This is a genomic window from Plesiocystis pacifica SIR-1 (genome assembly GCF_000170895.1).
Lineage (GTDB): Bacteria > Myxococcota_A > Polyangia > Nannocystales > Nannocystaceae > Plesiocystis > Plesiocystis pacifica.
This window is the reverse complement of sequence record NZ_ABCS01000154.1, coordinates 1-16,361: the sequence shown is the minus strand read 5'-3', so window position 1 is coordinate 16,361 and position 16,361 is coordinate 1. Positions and strand designations below refer to the sequence as shown.

Sequence of the window (16,361 nt, the reverse complement as noted above, 5' to 3'; positions counted from 1 at the left end):
ACTCGGGGGCGCCGTCCAGGGCCGCTCCTCGGCGAGGCGCGTGACTTCCTTCACGAGCTTTGCCCAAAACCACGAAAAAGGGCCCGGCGATGGCCGAGCCCCCCTTCGTCGCAGCGCGACCGGCTCACATGCCGGGAGCGAGCTCCTTGGCCTTGTTGATGTCGTCCATGCTGGCCGCGGCCTTGATGGTGATCTTGCCGCCGTCGGCCTTGATCTCGAGGCTCTTCATGGTGCTGTCGAAGTCCTTGGCTTGCGGGGCCTTCTTGACCTCCTCGAGCATGCCGTTGGCCTTGTCGGCGGCGGCCTTGGCCTTGGCCTCGTCGGCCATGTCGACGATCAGGTTGACGCCCACGCCGGAGCTCAGGTCGAGGGAGCCGGCGGCCGTCTTGACGTCGGCGAGCTCGGGAGCGCCGAACATGGCGCCCATGGCGGAGACCTCGGTGGGCACGGCGGCGACGAACCACACGGCGGCCTTGTTGTCGATGGCGCCGTAGAGGTCCTTCTTGCTGTTGTCGACGGCGGGCTTGCCCTCGCCGTCGATCAGCGCGCCGACCTTGTCCTCCCAGGAGGTGGTGGCGATGGCGAGCATGTTGTCGTTGACGAGGTAGGCGCGGCCGTCAGCGAACTGGACGATCTTCTTGCCGTCCTTGTTGGAGACCGAGTTGTTGGCCTCCTCGCCGCTCTCCTCGGCGATCTTGTTGATGATGCAGGTGGCGTTCTCGTCCTTGCCGATGCCAGCGGCCTCGACCACGGCGACGAAGTCCTCCTTCGCCGTCGCGCCGACGACGAAGCGATCGAAGCTCGAGACCTCGAGGTTGCAGCCCTTGAGGGCCTCGACCATCTCCTTGTAGTCGGCTTCCTTCTCGAGGTCGCCGGAGAAGGCCTTGTAGACCTCCGAGCCGGTGACGGCCTTGGGGTTCACCCCGACGACGAACTCAGCCTCGTCGGGAACGAGCTTGACTGCGTCGACGTTAGCGCCTCCCTTGCAGGCAGGGAGAACGAGCAGAGAGACAGCCATCGTGGTCCAGCAGATCCGCTTCATGGTCGTGGGCTTATACGGGGCGCGTTACTCGCGGTCAAGCGTGCCAAGAGCAGGATTGCTTCCCGTCCTCAGCGTGGCACCATCGCGTCGCCATGCCCTGGAAAGCGTTCGAATTTCGAGGCGACAAAGTTTGGGTCCGAGTCCTCGCTACTGGCAAACCCATCGTACGCCGGGGTCTCGTTGAGCTTCGCTACAAAAAGGGCGCCACCAAGTCCTACCGAACCCCACGCGAGAACATCGAGGATCTGCCATCCCCGACAGAGGATGAGTCGGCCATCATCTCGGATCAGGAGTGGGGCGGTGGGAAGGCGTCCACTCCCGCCAACAAGATCCGTGAGCAACCCAAGGTCGCCGCTGACGCCGACACCATCATCATCCACACCGATGGGGCCTGCTCGGGCAACCCGGGACCGGCCGGGTTGGGCGTCCACATCGTCCGCCCCGACTCCATCACCGAGATCAGCGAGTTCATCGGCGACGCGACCAACAACGTCGCCGAGCTCAAGGCCATCCTCCGCGCCCTCGAGGCCATCACCGACGAGGAGAAGGAGCGACGCATCCACCTCTACACCGACAGCGGCTGGTCCCTCGGCGTGCTCATCGGCGGGTGGAAGGCCAAGAAGAACGTCGCGCTGATCGAGAAGATCAAGACCAAGTTGCCGGAGCTGCCGAACATCGAGCTGCTCAAGGTCAAGGGCCACGCCGGGCTCGAGGGCAACGAAGAGGCCGACGCCCTGGCCACCAAGGCCGTGCGCATCGAGGACTCCTCGATCAAGCAGCGGCCGCGCCGACGCTGACGGAGCGAAAGGTCGGGGCGTGCGGGCCGACATGGGAACGTGACGACGCCCCACACGACCACGCTCGCCCCCACCCCCTCCAAGCGCTGCACCCCGGGACCGCAATCCCACCGTTGCTGGCTCCCATCGGCCCAGGACGCGGTGCTCGTGCCTCGCAATGACCCGCGCGAAGCTCCGAGCACCGTGGCCACCATCGTCCACGAACCCAGCGGGACGGCGCTGACCGATTGGCAACTCGCGGTGCTCCCCGACGGCGCGGTGGCCCACGGACGGGCCGTCTTGCACTGGGCCGTGTACGCGCCCGACCGATACTCACTGTCGAATTCGCCGTCCGTCCACGAGACTGGGCGCCACTTGAATACGGGTCGAAATTTTGGTCGTCACGTTCGTAGCTTGCGACGCGCGCGAGGCATGACCCAAGAGGTCTTGGCCGAGCGCAGCGGACTCTCGGCGGATACCATCCGCCGCCTCGAACACGGGAGCTTCTCGCCGAGCCTGGATACGCTGCGCAAGCTGTGCAGCGGTCTCGATCTCATGTTGAGCACTCTGTTCGAAAGCTACGAGCTCGGTGCGCGCAACGAAGCGCGCGAACTCATCGACATGCTCACGGCGCGCTCTGCCCGAGAGCTCATCCTGGCCACCCGGGTCCTGCGTGCGCTCTTCGAAGAGCTCGACAACGTCGCCGCCGATGCCAAGGCCAAGGCCCGCGAGGAGGAGGGATGAGCGGTCGCCCTCGGGGCCGCGGGGACCCTTGGCGCCCGCCAGCGTCCTTTGTGAGAGGGCTCGCGACTCGCAAGAATTGTCTGGTCTGACCGGCATCAACTTCTGGTTAGCGAAGATGCTCCCCCACGCACGGGTGGGGATCTTCCGCCCCCGCGGTCGGGGTACGGCCCAGCCCAGGGGCACGAACGCCGTGAACAAAAAAAGAGAGCGGACGATCCGGATGGACCGCCCGCTCTCCGTAGTGACACTTCGATCGGATGATTGGCCTGGGGCTTCAGGCAGCCTGCATGTCCGTCCCGAGGGGGACGTCGACGTCCGAGTGCACGTCGTTGGCGGCGGCCTGACGGCTGCTCGGGAACTCGCGCACGCGCAAGACCCGAATCAGAGCCTCGATGGGGTTGCCCGGCAAGCTGGCGAAGTAGCCGATGGCCGAAGGCAAGTCACCGAAGGTCTCGGCGATCTCCCCGAAGTGTGGGTTGTTGGCCACGTTCTCCCGCAGCAGCGGCTTGCACTTGCTGGGGTTGGCGCGGAACTCACGGACGTGCTCGAGGAGTCGCCCGTGGTACTCGGGATCCTCGATGATGGCGCCGATCGACTCCTGCCGCGGGTGGGTCCCGGCGATCATCTGCTCGATCTGACGCTCGAGCTCTTCGAGGCCGTCCGGGATCGCGTGGAGCAGCTGCAGGTCGTAGATCGGGTCGGCGTGGGTCACCTGCATCAGGTGGCCGATGATCACGTCCCGGTGGCTCATGAGCCCCGTGGGATCCATCAACGACGCTGGGTCATCGAGGAAGCGCAGCAGGGTGTGGAACCCGAAGGTGATCTCCTTGCTGCGGTAGTAGTCGTCCGCGCACGGGACGATGAAGAAGCGGAACATGTCGACGGCCCCAAAGACCATCTGCGTCCGGTTCGGCATCTCCCCGAGGTAGCCGAGGGTTTGAAGATTGCTCAGCCGTTCCTCGATGCGACGGGGGAAGGCGTAGTTGGCGAGCGTGTATCCCGCACGCCGGGCCTTACCCAGGATGGCCTCACGGTCACCGACAGTCCGCCGAATCAAGGTCATCGGCCGCTCACTGAAGCGTGCAAGTTCCTTGTCGTTCACGGTGCGAAAGTAATAGCGCGCCTCACTTGGGGTGTGCAATGCCTTTCCGATAATGGCGTTCACTCCTTTTCTCTCATTGTGCTGCAGAGCACATGAGAATGGCGTTCACTCACACAATTTTTAAAAGTGAACTTCACTCAATCGAAGATAAGTGACTCTGAATTTGATTCACGATCCGACATCAGCGCCTGGCACGCACATCTAGACCCGCTCCGCGCCTCTCGCGGCGGCGATTGATTCCGCGCTGAAGCGTTTCCCAAGGACGTGCAGATAACTTCGCACCAGAACTGTAACAGGCACTCTCAAAGTGCGCATTAGCCGCCTGGCGCCCTTCCTGGAGCAGAAGACCCGAGCGAGCGACCGGGTACACTGCGCGCGCCATGAACCGCACTTCGCGTCGCGCTCAACCCGTCCTCGCGCTCTCGGCCTGCTTGGGCCTCGCCCTGGTCTTGTCCGCCTGTGGCGGCAAAGAAGAAAAGCCCGCCGAGGACAAGCCCGCCGAAAAGCAGCCCGAGCCCGAGCCCGAGCCCGACACCACCCCGGCGGAGCCCCGCTTCGACCTGTCCGGGCCCAAGCCGCCCGAGACCAGCTCGGTGGTGTTCGCGGTCGACGGCGCCCTCGCGCCGATGGCCTGCTTCGACAAGGACAAGGGCGCCCTCGCGGCCGGAGCCGATTGCGCCGCGCTCGTGGCCGAGGGCTCCGAGGTCTACATGGAGGACAGCTACGGCAAGAAGTCCCTCGACAAGACCCTGGCCGGGAACAAGGACTCGACCTGCGGCGACAAGGGAGCCCTGCCCACCGCCGAGCTCGACGGCGGCGCGAACTACGACTGGGGCGTGTGGCCCAAGTCCCTCGGCGGCGACTTCACGCAGATCGACCCGGACACCTGGTCCGACCGGGGCGCTCGCCTCGAGGACGCCGAGCAAGAGGCCGTGCTCGCGGCCATCACCAAGGTCCGCAACGTCAAGGGCGAGTTCCAGTCCAAGCAAAAGGCCGCGACGGACGTCGACGGCGACGGCAAGGACGACGTGTTCATCTCGGCGATCATGCTCAACCCCAACGACCCGGACACCTACCTGTTCAGCGGCCTGTTCATGGCCCCCGGCGGCGACATGGCCAACCTCGTGCTCCTCGACCGGGCCAAGAAGGGCGCCGACGTCATCCGCCTGCGCGGGACCGTGGACCTCGACGGCGACGGCAAGCGCGAGCTGTGGACGGGCATCACCTTCGACGGCGGCGACGGCAACCGGATGATGAAGCTCGGCGACAAGCCCGAGGCCCTCGGCAAGTGGACCTGCGGCGCCTGAGCTCCGCGCTTCCAAACAAAAAACTCGTGGAGCCTGCGCTCCACGAGTTTTTGTTTGAGCTCGCTCCGCTCAGGTCAGTTCTTCAGCAGCTCGGCCAGCTTCGCGCCGGTGTCGGCGGGCGTCTCCACCTGGGGGTAGTGGCCCGGGCCCGGCTGGTGGTGGAAGTCGGCGTTGGCGATGAGCTCGACCACGGCGGCGTTGAGGATCTCCGGGGTCAAGAAGGGGTCATCGGTGCCGTAGACCGTGGTCTTCGCGGTCACGCGGCCGAGGCGGTCAGCGAAGTTCTCCCCGGTCCAGGCGTCGAAGGCCTGCTCGACGCAGGGCGTCGAGACGGTGGCCGCCGTCGCCAGGCAAAAAGCCAGGGCGTCCTCGTCGAGCTGCTTGCAGGCCATGTTGAGGATGGTGGTCTGCGCCTCGGTGTTCCCGCCGCTGTTGCGGAACAAGGCCGCGGCCTCGTCGGGTAGGGGCATGCCCGCGGCGGGCACGGGGCACAGCAGCACCATCCGCGAGACCCGGTCGCCGAGCTCGGCGGCGACGACCTGGGCGATCTGCCCGCCCATGGAGTGGCCGACGAGGGCGAAGCGCTCGAGGCCCGCGGCGTCGGCGAGGGCGATGGCGTCGGCGACGTACTGCTCGATGTCGTAGCCGCGCTCAGGCTTGGCCGACTCGCCGGCCCCGCGCTGATCCGGGATGTAGAGCTTCAGGCCCGCGCCGGTGAGGGCGTCGGTCACCCGATCCCACACGGCCCCGCCGACCATCCAGCCGTGCAGCAAGACCACGGGATCGCCGTCACCGATCACGCGGTAGGAAATGTCGAGACCATCGGAGCTCTTGAACGTCGCCATCGCCGCAAGGGTAGCGCGACTCGCGGCTGGCTTGCATCAGGATCGGGCGTCCCGCAAGCGGTCGTAGAGCTCACGAACGTCGAGGCCCGTCAGCTCCGCCAGCGCCTTGGCGCGCGCCCTCGGCTTGAGCGAGCCGTCGAGCATTCGGTCGAGCACGGCCCGAGCCCGAGCCTCGAGCGGATCGGCCTTCTCCTCGCCGCCCACCTCGGCGCCGCCAGCCCCACCTTCGAGGCTGGCCCGACCGCCGACGACGACGGTCACCTCGCCGCGCAGCGCTTCTCGATGAGCTCGGGCGAGCTCGGCCGCGCTCCCGCGCAGGATCTCCTGGTGGCGCTTGGTCAGCTCGCGAGCGACGACCACGGGTCGACCAGCCAGGGCCTCGCGCTTGGCCAGATCCGCCAGCAAGCCCGGGGTCCGATTGCCAGCCTCGTAGAGCACCGCCGCGCCGTCTTCGGCCTCGAGGACGTCGAGGACCGCCGCGCGGCTCTTGCCCGAGCGCGGGATGAAGCCCAAAAAGCGCGCCCCTTCGGCGACGAAGCCCGACAGCGCGAGGGCGCAGGTCCCCGCCGTGGGACCGGGGATGACGTCGACCTCGTGGCCCGCCGCGACCGCGGCCAGAACCAGGGTCCGGCCGGGGTCGCTCCACACCGGCAGCCCCGCCTCGCTGACGAAGGCGACCCGCTGGCCCTGGCTCAGGCGCTCGAGCATGAGCCCGACCCGCTCGTGCTCGTTGCCGACGAAGCACGAGACCCGCTGGGGCAAGGGCTGGTCGGGCAGCAGGCGCTGGGGCGAGCGGGTGTCCTCGCACAGCAACAGGTCCGCCTCGAGCAGGGTCCGGCGGGCGCGGGGGCTCAGATCCTCGCGGTTGCCCAGGGGCGTGCCCACGAGCACCAGCACGCCGCCGCCACCCCCGGGCTCGGCGCTCACTCGTGCCCCAGGGCGATCTGCACGGCGTCGCCGAGCTCGGCCTGCAGGTACTTGCGCAGCCGCAGCACCATGCGCTTTTCGACCTGACGCGCGCGCTCGCGGCTGACCCCCCAGCGCTCGCCGAGGGCCTGGAGGGTGATCGGCTCGTCGGCGATGAGCCGCTCGCCGAAGATCTCGGCCTCGCGCCCGGACAAGGTCGCGCCGAAGGTCCGCAGCTTGTCGTGCAGCAGGCGCTTGAACTCTTCTCCGCTGACCTCGCCCTCGGGGTCCGTGGTCTCGTCCTCGAGCATGTCCAGGCGCGTGCGCGCCCCGGGCTCCTCGCCCGAGCCCAGCGGGGCGTTGAGCGAGGCATCCGGCGCGCCCATGCGCTTTTGCATCTCGACGACCTCCTCCGTGGACACGTCGAGCTCCTTGGCGATGTTCTCGGCCGTGGGGTCGATGCCGGCGCGGATCAAGGCCTCGCGCTGCTTGCGGAGGTTGAAGAACAGCTTGCGCTGGTTTTGGGTCGTGCCGATCTTGACCAGGCGCCAGTTGTTGAGGATGTGCTTGAGCACGTAGGCGCGGATCCACCAGCCCGAGTAGGTCGAGAGCTTGACCCCGCGGTAGGGGTCGAACTTTTGAACCGCCTTGAGCAGGCCGACGTTGCCCTCCTGCACGAGGTCCAACAGGTTCTGGTAGCCGCGGCGGTACTCGTTGGCGATCTTGACGACCAGGCGCAGGTTCGAGGTGACCAGGCGCTTGGCGGCCTCTTGATCGCCGTGCTCGACCCAGCGCACGGCCAGCTCGTGCTCCTGCTCCCGGGTCAGCAAGGGGTGGCGGCGGACCTCGGCCATGTAGGCCGCCATGGGGTCGCGCAGGGCCAGGGCGGTGGTGCCCTCGGGCGCGGCGCGGGGGCGACGGGCGCTCAGCGAGGCCTCGATCGCGTCGAGCTCGGCGTCGGTCGCCGGGCTGACGTCGCTGAGCGCCTCGCGGCCCTGCTCGTCGTCTTCGTCGTCCTCGATCAGCTCGCCGACGACCTCGCCGACGACCTCGCCTTCCACGAGGGTCGCCTCGGGCACGCTCTGCCCCCGCCGAGCTGGCAGGGTGGAGCCTTCGTCCTTGGCCTTCGCCATCGAGGCGGAGTCTACGCCAGAGTTCACGGTCAGGGCAGGGTAGCCCCACCCAGCGGGGATCTGACGCCGGCGCGCGCGGAACGAACGGCGAAAACTCGACGTAGAAGCAAACTGACGAAACTGACTCGAAACTGCCCCGGGGTCCAAAGCGGTCTACAATGGTGCCGTGGTCGAATCGAACCGGAGCCGCCGTCGACGTCCCCTCCCCACCCCCGCCGTCGTGCTCGGCTCCGTCGCCCTGGCCATCGGTCTGACCGCGATCGGCGACCGCTCCGCCCAGGCCGGGAACCGCGACAAGCGCGAGCACGCCCGCCTGGCCCAGGACGACGACCCGGCCCAGCTGCGGGTCCTCGACTGGACGCTGTGGAACGTCAGCAAGTACTACGTCGAGTCCAAGCGCGTCGAGCCCGCGGCCATGACCCTGGCCGGCCTCGAGGCCCTCGAGGCGATCATCCCCGAGGTCCTCGTCGAGCCCACCGACGAGACCAAGGCCGCGGTCCGCGTGCGCGTGGGCACCACCGAGCAGGTCTTCCCCGCCGACGCCAACGCGCTGTGGGCCGTCGGGCCCCAGGTCCGCGCGGTGTTCTCCTTTGTCAACGACCACGCCACGCTCACCGACGACGAGCAGCGCGAGGCCGAGTACGCCATCGTCGAGGGCGTACTCTCGACCCTCGACCCGCACACCAACCTGCTGCGCCCCGCCGCCTTCGAGGACATGCGCACCAACACCGCCGGGGCCTTCGGCGGCCTCGGCATCGAGGTCGGCATGCGGGACAACGAGCTCACCGTGCTGCGCGTGCTCCCGGGCAACCCGGCGGCCCGGGCCGGGCTCCAGGCCGGCGACAAGATCGTCCAGATCGACGACGAGTCCACGGTGACCATGACCCTCAACGAGTCCGTCGGCCTGATGCGCGGCCCGGCGGGCACGGAGGTCGCCATCTACGTGCGCCGCGAGGGCCTCGACCGGGCCAAGCGCTTCGACATCGAGCGCGCGATGATCAAGCTCGACAGCGTCACCGGGGACATCCTCCCGGGCAAGGACGGCCAGGGCCGCGACGCGAAGATCGGGCTGCTGCAGATCCCCCGCAACTTCTCCCAGACCACCTCCACCGAGCTGCGCGACAAGCTCCGCGACTTCGAGCGCGCCGGGGTCACCGGCATCGTGCTCGACATGCGCGACAACCCGGGCGGCCTGCTCAACGCCGCCGTCGAGGTCGTCGACGCCTTCGTCGACACCGGCACCATCGTCTCGACGGTCGGCGAGTCCTCGCCCCGGGACGAGTCCAAGGCGACCGGCGACTACCGCTTCGCCGACGTGCCCCTGGTGGTGCTCGTCGACCAGGGCTCGGCCTCGGCCACGGAGATCGTCGCGGGCGCCCTGCGCAACCTCGACCGCGCGGTGATCCTCGGGCGGCGGACCTTCGGCAAGGGCTCGGTCCAGGTGCTCCACGACCGCCGCGTGGCCGACACCGAGCTCGCCCTCAAGCTGACCATCGCCCAGTACCTGACCCCCGGCGACGTCTCGATCCAGTCCGTCGGCGTGAGCCCGGACCTCGAGACCATCCCCGTCTACGTCGGCAAGGACTACCTGGCCTACTACGGCCGCAAGCGCTTCGACCTGGTCCGCGAGGAGTCGCTCTCGGCCCACCTGGTCCACAGCACGGCGCAGCAGCAGCAGATCACCGCCGGCCCCCTGTTCTTCCTGCAGCAGGGCTCGGTCAACGACGGCAGCGGGCTGACCGAGGGCGAGCTGCCGCCGCGCATCGACGTCGAAGAGGACGCGGCCAAGCGCGCCCAGATGCTGCTGCGCGACCCGGAGATCCGCATGGCCCGGGACCTGGCCCTGTGGGCCCCCAGCCACCGGCGCAGCGACATCCTCGCGAACCTGCCCCAGTTCACCGCGCAGCAGGTCGCCATCGAAGACGCGCGCATCGCCGCGAGCCTCGGCAGCAAGGACGTCGACTGGGCCGAGGGCCCCGCGCCCACGGACGGCAAGGCGGCCAAGCTCGAGGTCTCGCTGAGCACGGACAAGCGCGGCGACACCATCGCGGGCGGCGAGTCCGGGGTGCTGACCATGACCGTGACCAACGCCGGCGACGCCCCGGCCTACCGGGTCCGCGCGCTCTCGGACAGCGACTACAACTACTTCGACGAGCGCGAGCTGATGTTCGGGCGCATCGACCCGGGCGAGACCAAGACCGCGACCCTCAAGCTCTCGGTCTCGGCCCACGAGCTCTCGCGCACCGATCGCATCGACTTCCACCTGCTCAGCCAGCACGACGCGGCCCTGACCGCTAACTCGGCGACCTCCATCGACGTGTCGGCCAAGGGCGTCGACCGGCCCAAGTTCGCCTACGGCTACCAGGTCATCGACGACCCCAAGCTCGCGGCCAAGGGCAACGCCATCGTCGGCAACGGCGACGGCCTGCTGCAGGTCGGCGAGCGCGTGCACCTGCGCGTGTGGGTCCAAAACGCCGGCCCCGGCGACGCCCGGGACACCCGCGTGCAGCTGCGCAACGGCTCGGGCGACGCGGTCTTCCTGCACTCGGGGCGCATCAAGGTCGGCGAGCTGAAGGTCGGCAAGGCGGACTTCGTCGACATCGACTTCGAGGTCCAAAAGCCCACCGACGACGTCTCGCTCCAGCTCACCGTCAGCGACGCCAAGATCGGCGAGTACCTCATGGACGAGCTGAGCTTCCCGATCTCCGCGCCGCTGGACTTCCGGGGCGAGGGCGGGGTCTCGGCCTCAGCCCAGATCGACCTCTACGCCGGCCCCTACGAGGGCGCGCCGGTGCTCGCCCGGGCCGAGGCCGGGGCGAGCTTCGCGACCACGGGCAACGCCGGGGGCTGGTACGAGCTGCGCCTGGGCAAGGACCAGGTCGCCTACGCCAAGGCCAGCGCGCTCACCAGCGAGGCCAAGGCGCCGCGCCGGCCCGGGGCCACGACCACCGTCTACCCCGTCTCCCCGCCGCGCATCGAGCTCCAGGACGTGCCCGGGCAGACCGCCGACACCAGCATCACCCTGTCCGGCGTCGCCCTCGACGGCGAGGCCGTGCGCGACGTCTACGTGACGGTCCAAAACCCCTCGCGCAACCTGTTCGGCTCGGCCGAGAAGATCAGCTACGTCGCCAGCAAGGACCCCAGCTCCGGGCGCCTGGAGTTCAGCGCCGAGGTCCCCCTCGAGCCGGGCAACAACTACATCGAGATCGTCGCGCGGGAGAACGGCCAGGTCAGCGGCCGCCAGCGCATGTGGGTGCTGCGGACCTCCGGCCTCGCCGAGGCCCGGGCCAAGGAAGCCAGCTTCCAAAACGACGGATCCCTCGCCGTCGACACCTTCAACAACGGCCGCTGATCTGCTTTGACGCCGCAGCGAGCCCGACCCGGGGACGCTCTGTCGCTCCGCTCCTCCGCTGGGGCTGGTGAGCAATGGGCTTCGTGCCTACGTGAGGGCATGCGAGCGCCCCCAAGGGGGGCATCTCATGGCAGGGATGAAGACCGCTTTGCCCGCGGCCGATCAGCGCTGGGGCAACCGGCGTGAGTCGCTGGCGGTGGCAGCCCGGGCGGCAGGGCTCGGGCTACGACAAGCTCCTGCTCGCCCAGGCGCGGCGCTTCGACGCCTACCTGCTGCGCTTTCCCCCGGGCTCGAGCGTGCCGCCGCACCGCGACCCCGTCGACGGCCTCGCCCACCTGCGCCTCAACTGCATCCTCCGCCCCGCCGCCCGCGGGGGCGAGTTTCGCTGCCCGGAGACCATCCTCGATCGCCCGCGCATCAAGCTGTTCCGGCCCGATCGCTTCGAGCACTCCGTGACCACGATCGAAGCCGGGACCCGGCTGGTCCTGTCGATCGGCGTGGCCTACAGCCCCTGAGCTTCGCTAGCGCCCTCTGTCCGTCGCCCGCCTCCCCCGGACTCGAAAGAGGCGCAGGTCGATGTGGTCGAGGTCCCCGAGACCCTTCTCCAGCTTGTAGTCGTAGGGCACGGACATGGACGAGGCCTCGACGACGAGCTCGAGCTCGAGCTCGCGCTCGACCGCGGCGCAGGCTGGGGCCTTGCCGAACTCGGGCGGCTTGAACGCGGCGCACAGCAGGCCCTCGTACCAGTACAGGCAGTCTGGTGGATCCTCGATCGCCGCCCGGACCTCCTCGGGCAGCTCGACCTCGCGCAGCTCGAAGTTCGCGTCGGTGCTCTCGAGCGGGATCGTGAGCACGCGCCAGCGAGTGGTCGCGGCGCCCCCTTCGACGAAGGCGCCGACCCGCTCTATTCTCGAGCTCGCGCCGCCGCCGATGTACTCGATCACGCTGCACTCCGCTGGGATCTCCTCGCGCAGGGAGTGGACGAAGCGCCACTCTTGGGCCTCGTTGAAGTCGGCGTAGCGGACCCCGTGGAGGTGAATCAGGGGCGAAGCGAGCACGTAGATCACGAGCGCCCCGAGCGCCGCGGGGTAGCGGCGCCCGGCCAGCCACGAGCGTCGCTCCCGTTCGCGCGCGAGCCAGCGCAACGCGGCTTCCGCCCCGCACGCCGCCAAGAACACGAAGGGCACGACCAGGTGGAGGTGGTAGCGGGCCTGCATGTACGGCGACATCGGCACGAAGTAGGCGTGCGTGACCAGGAAGCCCAGCAACCACAGGACCAGGAAGATCAGCAATCCGCGCCTGCCCCGGCGGCGTAGGTCCACGGCCCCGAACACCGCGAGTAAGGTCAGACCCGGGGGCGTGAACACCGGGTTGAGCAGCGCGTTCATGCTGGGGTGGAACATCACCCGGGCCGCCCGGAGCAGCGTGCGCAGCTGCAGGCCTTCGACGACCTTGTCCTCGTAAGACAGCAGCAGCCACGGGATCCCCCCGAGCACCGTGACCAGGGTCAGGACCAGGCACACGAGCCCAGCTCGCCAGCGATGGATCGGCGGCTTGTCCCCGTGGACGCCAGCGTTGACGAACATCGTCCCGATCAGCAGCGGGAAGTAGAGGATGTTGAGCGGCCGGACCAGGTAGACCAGCGCGAGCGGGAAGCCGACCACGACGACCGCGGACCAGGCGAGCCACTGCTTGGGCTCGCGCATGGCGACGTGGACCAGTGTGATCACGAAGGAGCTGAGGGTGATCGAAGGGATGAAGGCGACGTCGGAGTGGGAAAAACGCAGGTGCAGCGGTAAGAAAGCCAGCACCCCTGCGGCGATAAGCGCCACCCGGTGGTCTCCGAGCAGATAACGGGCGTGGACGTAGATCGCGAGCGGAGCGAGCAGCGCGAGCGCGAGCGTGCTGTCGAGGATCGTTTCGCTCATCCACACCGGCCCCGGATGCACGACCCCGAGCAACGGGCCCTCGTAGATCAGCCGGCCCGATAGCAAGGCCCGGGTATAGGACCAGGGCGCGAGCGCGACCTCTGGGGCGAGGCTCACGCGCAGCGCCGCGCCGAGCAACACGACGGCGAGCAAGCTCCACTTCATCCACGCCTCCGCCCCGCGCAGGGCGTGTGCGGTGAGCACCAGCAGCGCGACGGTCAAGACGCCGAGCAACACGAGCCCGTCCCTCGACCAGCGGCGCAGCGCAAAGACCAGCGGGTGCTCGCCCGACGGGCCGCCCTCGACCCCGGCGTAGAGGACCTTTCGGCCCCAAAACGAGCCGTCGTCGTTGCCCTCGATCGTCGCCACGAGCTCCGCGACCGCGCCCTCGCTACCCGGGGGCGAACTGACGACCCGGAGGGCAAAGCCCTCGAGCTGACGGGCATCAGCGGCGGCGTAGTCCGGGTGCTCGAGGGTGATCTCGGCGTAGACCTGATCGGGCCCGACGATCCACAGCTCGACGACCGAGACGTCGATCGAAAAGGAGTGCAGCGTCCAGCCCGGGGTCAGCTCATCGCCGAGGGCGTGCGGCTCGAGCAAGCTCAGAATCTCCCGTTCGCGATCCGGACCGATCACCGGCCGCGCCCCTGCGGCCATGCGCGGGGCCAGCGAGATCAGCAGCATGAACGCGAGCAACAGTCCCAAACGACGGTTTGGAGCCCGACATTTCCCACCAAACACGCCGAGAGCATAGCTCGACTCTCGGGCCCGCCGGCCCATTTTGACAAGCCTTAAAGGGAGTCACTCGAGCGCTGACGCTCGGCCGAACTCGAGCCCGCCGGCATCGAAGGCAAGCTACCACTCCATGCCCCCGCTCGACTCGCCTTCGCTGCTCGCTCTGATAAGAAACTGACCGATTGGTAGACAGCCTGGGCGCCGTTTCATCCTTGGTAGGCCGAAGCCTCGCTTCGGTGACGGCTGATCTGATAAGAAACTGACCACTCGGTAGTCAGCGAGGGGCTCGCTTCATCCTTGGTAGGCCGAAGCCTCGCTTCGGTGATGGCTGATCTGAGGACCACCCGACCCCCTCAGAGCAGATCGAACTCGGCGGCTTCGAACACGAGGCTGTGGACGCCGTTGCTGATCCACGCCTCCTCGATGCCGTACTGCGCCGCCAGGCTCTGGTAGGTCGAGATGTCCGGGTCGCTGGGGATCGTGGTCCCGGCCAGGTCGTAGGGGTTGTCCGGGGCGTAGAAGTGGTTGTGGAAGTGGGCGAAGAAGGTCCAGCCTTCGCTCAGGTCCGCCGCGGCCAGCTGGATGTACTGGTTGTCCGGCACTCCGGCGACCGCGTCCTGAGTCACGATATACGCGCGCAGCTCGGTCTGCCCCCCGGACTCGCGCAGCAGCACGGCCGCGCCTGCCTCGGAGCCCGCGTCCCACAGCGGCCAGTCCTGGTTTTGCTGGTCGACGACGATCGACTGGAAGCAGATCACGTCGCTGAGCTCGCCGACGCTGCCCTCGATGAGCGCGTCCCACAGCGCGCCGTCGTCCAGGCCCGCCTCGACGAAGACGTCGCGCTGGCGGGCGAGCAGGGCGTGCTGATCGAAGACGTCGACGTCGGGGTACTGGGCGTCGATCTGCTCGAGCCAGGCGACGTACTCGGCCTGGGTCGGGCTGACCACCGCCGCGACGGCGAAGGTCGTGTCGTCGACGACGGTGTCGTAGCGGTAGAGGCGGAGCCCGCCCTGGTCGTCGAGGAGCTCGAGGGGCTGGGTCGGCGCGCAGCGGCTCGGCTCGCCGGTGTCTGTGCTGGTGTCGTCCTCCGAGCTCTCGTCGCTGCTGCTGTCCTCCGTGGACGTCTCGCTGCTCTCGCTCTCGGAGCTCTCGCTGCTCCCGCTCTCAGAGCTCTCGCTGTCCGACTCGGTGGTATCCGAGGCCGTGTCGCCGATCTCGTCGGCGCCCTCGGTCTCGACCTCGCTGCTATCGTCCCCGCACGCCATCAGCAAGGCAGACACACACAGCGAGGCGAACACCGAGGAGACTTTCGACATGCCAAGCCTTTACCTGGCGCCTCGCCGCCCTTCAATCCTGCCGCGGTCGACCCCCAGAAGCCAACCTCGTTCACCGCAACGCTGGCTCACGCGGTACTCGTCAGCCGCGCTCAAGGACGACGCCACGCCCCCGCGAGCGGGGGCGACCACAGGCCTCCTCGAAGGCACGAACTCCATTGCCCACCAAGCCAAAGCGGAGGAGCGGAGCGACGAAGCGCCCCCGGTCCCAGGTGCCCGTGGGGGCAAAATGGAGCTCAGTCTCGGCAGCAGCCGAAGCGCAGCGTGACGAAGCCGGTGTGCACCGGCTCGAGGTAGGTGTTCACGCGCAGGTCGTAGTCCAGCCCGACCCGAAAGGGCGCCCCGCCCCCCTCGAAGATGAAGCCGGCTCCGACCGTGCCGCCGACGCCCGCGGCCGTCTGGTGCAGGCGGTGACGGCGAGGTAGCCCGCCGACGGCACCCAGACCCGTGCGCACGTAGATGGGCCCCGAGGATCGCCGTGCTCGTGATGTCCACGCCCCAGCTCGGGGTCGCGCGCTCGTAGTAGGGCGTGATGTGGGTGAGGGCGCCGAACATGATGCCCACGTCGCGGATCTCATGGCTGACCACGCCGCCGGCCTCGAGCTCGAAGCGCGTGTTCGGGTGGAAGCCCCGGTTGTAGAAGGTCATCCCCGGGGCCAGGCCGACGCCGATGTAGCCGTTGGTCAGGGACATCACGCGTTTGGGCGCGACGTAGTCGTCGTCATCATCCTCGTCGTAGTCGTAGTCGTAGTCGTCCTCGTCGTAGTCGTCATCCTCTTCGTCGTAGTCGTCATCCTCGTCGTCGTAGTCGTCCTCCTCTTCGTACGCGTCATCGCTGGCCTCATCGGAGTCGGTCTCCTCCTCCGTCGATGCGTCCTCGGCCTCGCTCGCCCCGTCTTCGGACTCCGACTCGGATTCCGACTCCGCTTCCGCTTCCGATTCCGATTCCGCGTCGCCAGCGTCGACGGCGATGGCCTCATCGCGGGTGCCGTCCGACTCGACGGCAGCAGGCGCGAGGGTGACGCCTAGAGCAGAAAGGGAAAGGGAGAGGGAGAGCAACGTCGAAACATTCATCATTCGCGCCCCTAAACAGGCCTGTCCGCGTTTGCTTGCGCGCTGGAGTGTCATCGGTGACCCCGCCACGGGCTGCCACGATT

At 68.3% G+C, this 16,361-nt stretch carries 14 protein-coding genes; 6 read left to right on the top strand and 8 right to left on the bottom strand.

Annotated elements, in window-relative coordinates; all coding sequences use genetic code 11:
* Window positions 1–124: 124 nt before the first annotated feature.
* Window positions 125–922: a hypothetical protein gene (locus tag PPSIR1_RS39050; protein WP_157596441.1), complete on the bottom strand. Its 798-nt coding sequence runs from the start codon at window positions 920–922 to the stop codon at window positions 125–127.
* Between the two features lie 212 nt (window positions 923–1,134).
* Here PPSIR1_RS39050 and PPSIR1_RS50965 point away from each other — a divergent pair, with 212 nt between their 5' ends.
* Together PPSIR1_RS50965 and PPSIR1_RS50610 are read left to right on the top strand one after the other, a co-directional pair.
* Window positions 1,135–1,839, top strand: a complete 705-nt coding sequence (locus tag PPSIR1_RS50965; RefSeq protein ID WP_006976823.1) for a ribonuclease HI — start codon at window positions 1,135–1,137, stop codon at window positions 1,837–1,839.
* A gap of 183 nt (window positions 1,840–2,022) precedes the next feature.
* A complete protein-coding gene (locus tag PPSIR1_RS50610) occupies window positions 2,023–2,562 on the top strand; it encodes a helix-turn-helix domain-containing protein (RefSeq protein WP_232296622.1) in 540 nt (179 codons plus the stop codon).
* Between the two features lie 274 nt (window positions 2,563–2,836).
* On the opposite strand, the gene PPSIR1_RS39035 is transcribed toward PPSIR1_RS50610, so the two are convergent.
* On the bottom strand, window positions 2,837–3,664 hold the full coding sequence (locus PPSIR1_RS39035) for a hypothetical protein (RefSeq protein ID WP_157596440.1): 828 nt from the start codon (window positions 3,662–3,664) through the stop codon (window positions 2,837–2,839).
* A gap of 380 nt (window positions 3,665–4,044) precedes the next feature.
* Between PPSIR1_RS39035 and PPSIR1_RS39030 the strand changes: the two genes are divergently transcribed.
* Window positions 4,045–4,971 (top strand): hypothetical protein, encoded by a 927-nt coding sequence (locus tag PPSIR1_RS39030; protein WP_157596439.1) that lies wholly within the window; start codon window positions 4,045–4,047, stop codon window positions 4,969–4,971.
* A gap of 74 nt (window positions 4,972–5,045) precedes the next feature.
* Here the strand turns inward: PPSIR1_RS39030 and PPSIR1_RS39025 are convergent, their stop codons facing one another.
* Genes PPSIR1_RS39025 through PPSIR1_RS39015 form a run of 3 tightly spaced genes read right to left on the bottom strand, consistent with a single transcriptional unit; the run spans window position 5,046 to window position 7,855 of the window.
* Window positions 5,046–5,816: an alpha/beta fold hydrolase gene (locus tag PPSIR1_RS39025; RefSeq protein ID WP_006976819.1), complete on the bottom strand. Its 771-nt coding sequence runs from the start codon at window positions 5,814–5,816 to the stop codon at window positions 5,046–5,048.
* Between the two features lie 36 nt (window positions 5,817–5,852).
* Complete coding sequence (gene rsmI / locus PPSIR1_RS39020) at window positions 5,853–6,743, bottom strand: 16S rRNA (cytidine(1402)-2'-O)-methyltransferase (protein ID WP_006976818.1); 891 nt, start codon at window positions 6,741–6,743, stop codon at window positions 5,853–5,855.
* Entirely contained in the window at window positions 6,740–7,855 is a 1,116-nt protein-coding gene (locus PPSIR1_RS39015; protein WP_006976817.1) for an RNA polymerase factor sigma-32, read from the bottom strand. The genes rsmI and PPSIR1_RS39015 overlap by 4 nt, the downstream gene beginning before the upstream one ends.
* A 166-nt stretch (window positions 7,856–8,021) precedes the next feature.
* Here PPSIR1_RS39015 and PPSIR1_RS39010 point away from each other — a divergent pair, with 166 nt between their 5' ends.
* Window positions 8,022–11,207: an MXAN_5808 family serine peptidase gene (locus PPSIR1_RS39010; protein WP_086002102.1), complete on the top strand. Its 3,186-nt coding sequence runs from the start codon at window positions 8,022–8,024 to the stop codon at window positions 11,205–11,207.
* A 182-nt stretch (window positions 11,208–11,389) separates the two neighbouring features.
* Entirely contained in the window at window positions 11,390–11,722 is a 333-nt protein-coding gene (locus tag PPSIR1_RS39005) for a hypothetical protein (protein ID WP_006976815.1), read from the top strand.
* A 6-nt stretch (window positions 11,723–11,728) separates the two neighbouring features.
* Here PPSIR1_RS39005 and PPSIR1_RS39000 read toward each other — a convergent pair whose 3' ends face one another.
* The 3 genes from PPSIR1_RS39000 to PPSIR1_RS38990 all read right to left on the bottom strand — a co-directional run bounded on the left by PPSIR1_RS39000 (window position 11,729) and on the right by PPSIR1_RS38990 (window position 15,659).
* Entirely contained in the window at window positions 11,729–13,819 is a 2,091-nt protein-coding gene (locus PPSIR1_RS39000; protein WP_045117632.1) for a hypothetical protein, read from the bottom strand.
* Window positions 13,820–14,223: 404 nt separating this feature from the next.
* The gene (locus PPSIR1_RS45150) at window positions 14,224–15,186 is read right to left on the bottom strand and encodes a hypothetical protein (RefSeq protein ID WP_006976813.1); all 963 of its coding nucleotides are present in this window, start codon (window positions 15,184–15,186) and stop codon (window positions 14,224–14,226) included.
* A 254-nt stretch (window positions 15,187–15,440) separates the two neighbouring features.
* A complete protein-coding gene (locus tag PPSIR1_RS38990; protein ID WP_006976812.1) occupies window positions 15,441–15,659 on the bottom strand; it encodes a hypothetical protein in 219 nt (72 codons plus the stop codon).
* A gap of 79 nt (window positions 15,660–15,738) precedes the next feature.
* On the opposite strand from PPSIR1_RS38990, the gene PPSIR1_RS38985 reads away from it, so the two are divergent.
* Window positions 15,739–16,233, top strand: a complete 495-nt coding sequence (locus tag PPSIR1_RS38985) for a hypothetical protein (RefSeq protein ID WP_006976811.1) — start codon at window positions 15,739–15,741, stop codon at window positions 16,231–16,233.
* Window positions 16,234–16,361: the final 128 nt, after the last annotated feature.

What these genes read in the sequence shown, in the direction of transcription:
- PPSIR1_RS39000 (WP_045117632.1), bottom strand. Translation starts at nt 13,819, where the DNA reads ATGCTGCTGATCTCGCTGGCCCCGCGCATGGCCGCAGGGGCGCGGCCG.
- PPSIR1_RS39025 (WP_006976819.1), bottom strand. Translation starts at nt 5,816, where the DNA reads ATGGCGACGTTCAAGAGCTCCGATGGTCTCGACATTTCCTACCGCGTG.
- PPSIR1_RS45150 (WP_006976813.1), bottom strand. Translation starts at nt 15,186, where the DNA reads ATGTCGAAAGTCTCCTCGGTGTTCGCCTCGCTGTGTGTGTCTGCCTTG.
- PPSIR1_RS39030 (WP_157596439.1), top strand. Translation starts at nt 4,045, where the DNA reads ATGAACCGCACTTCGCGTCGCGCTCAACCCGTCCTCGCGCTCTCGGCC.
- PPSIR1_RS50965 (WP_006976823.1), top strand. Translation starts at nt 1,135, where the DNA reads ATGCCCTGGAAAGCGTTCGAATTTCGAGGCGACAAAGTTTGGGTCCGA.
- PPSIR1_RS39015 (WP_006976817.1), bottom strand. Translation starts at nt 7,855, where the DNA reads ATGGCGAAGGCCAAGGACGAAGGCTCCACCCTGCCAGCTCGGCGGGGG.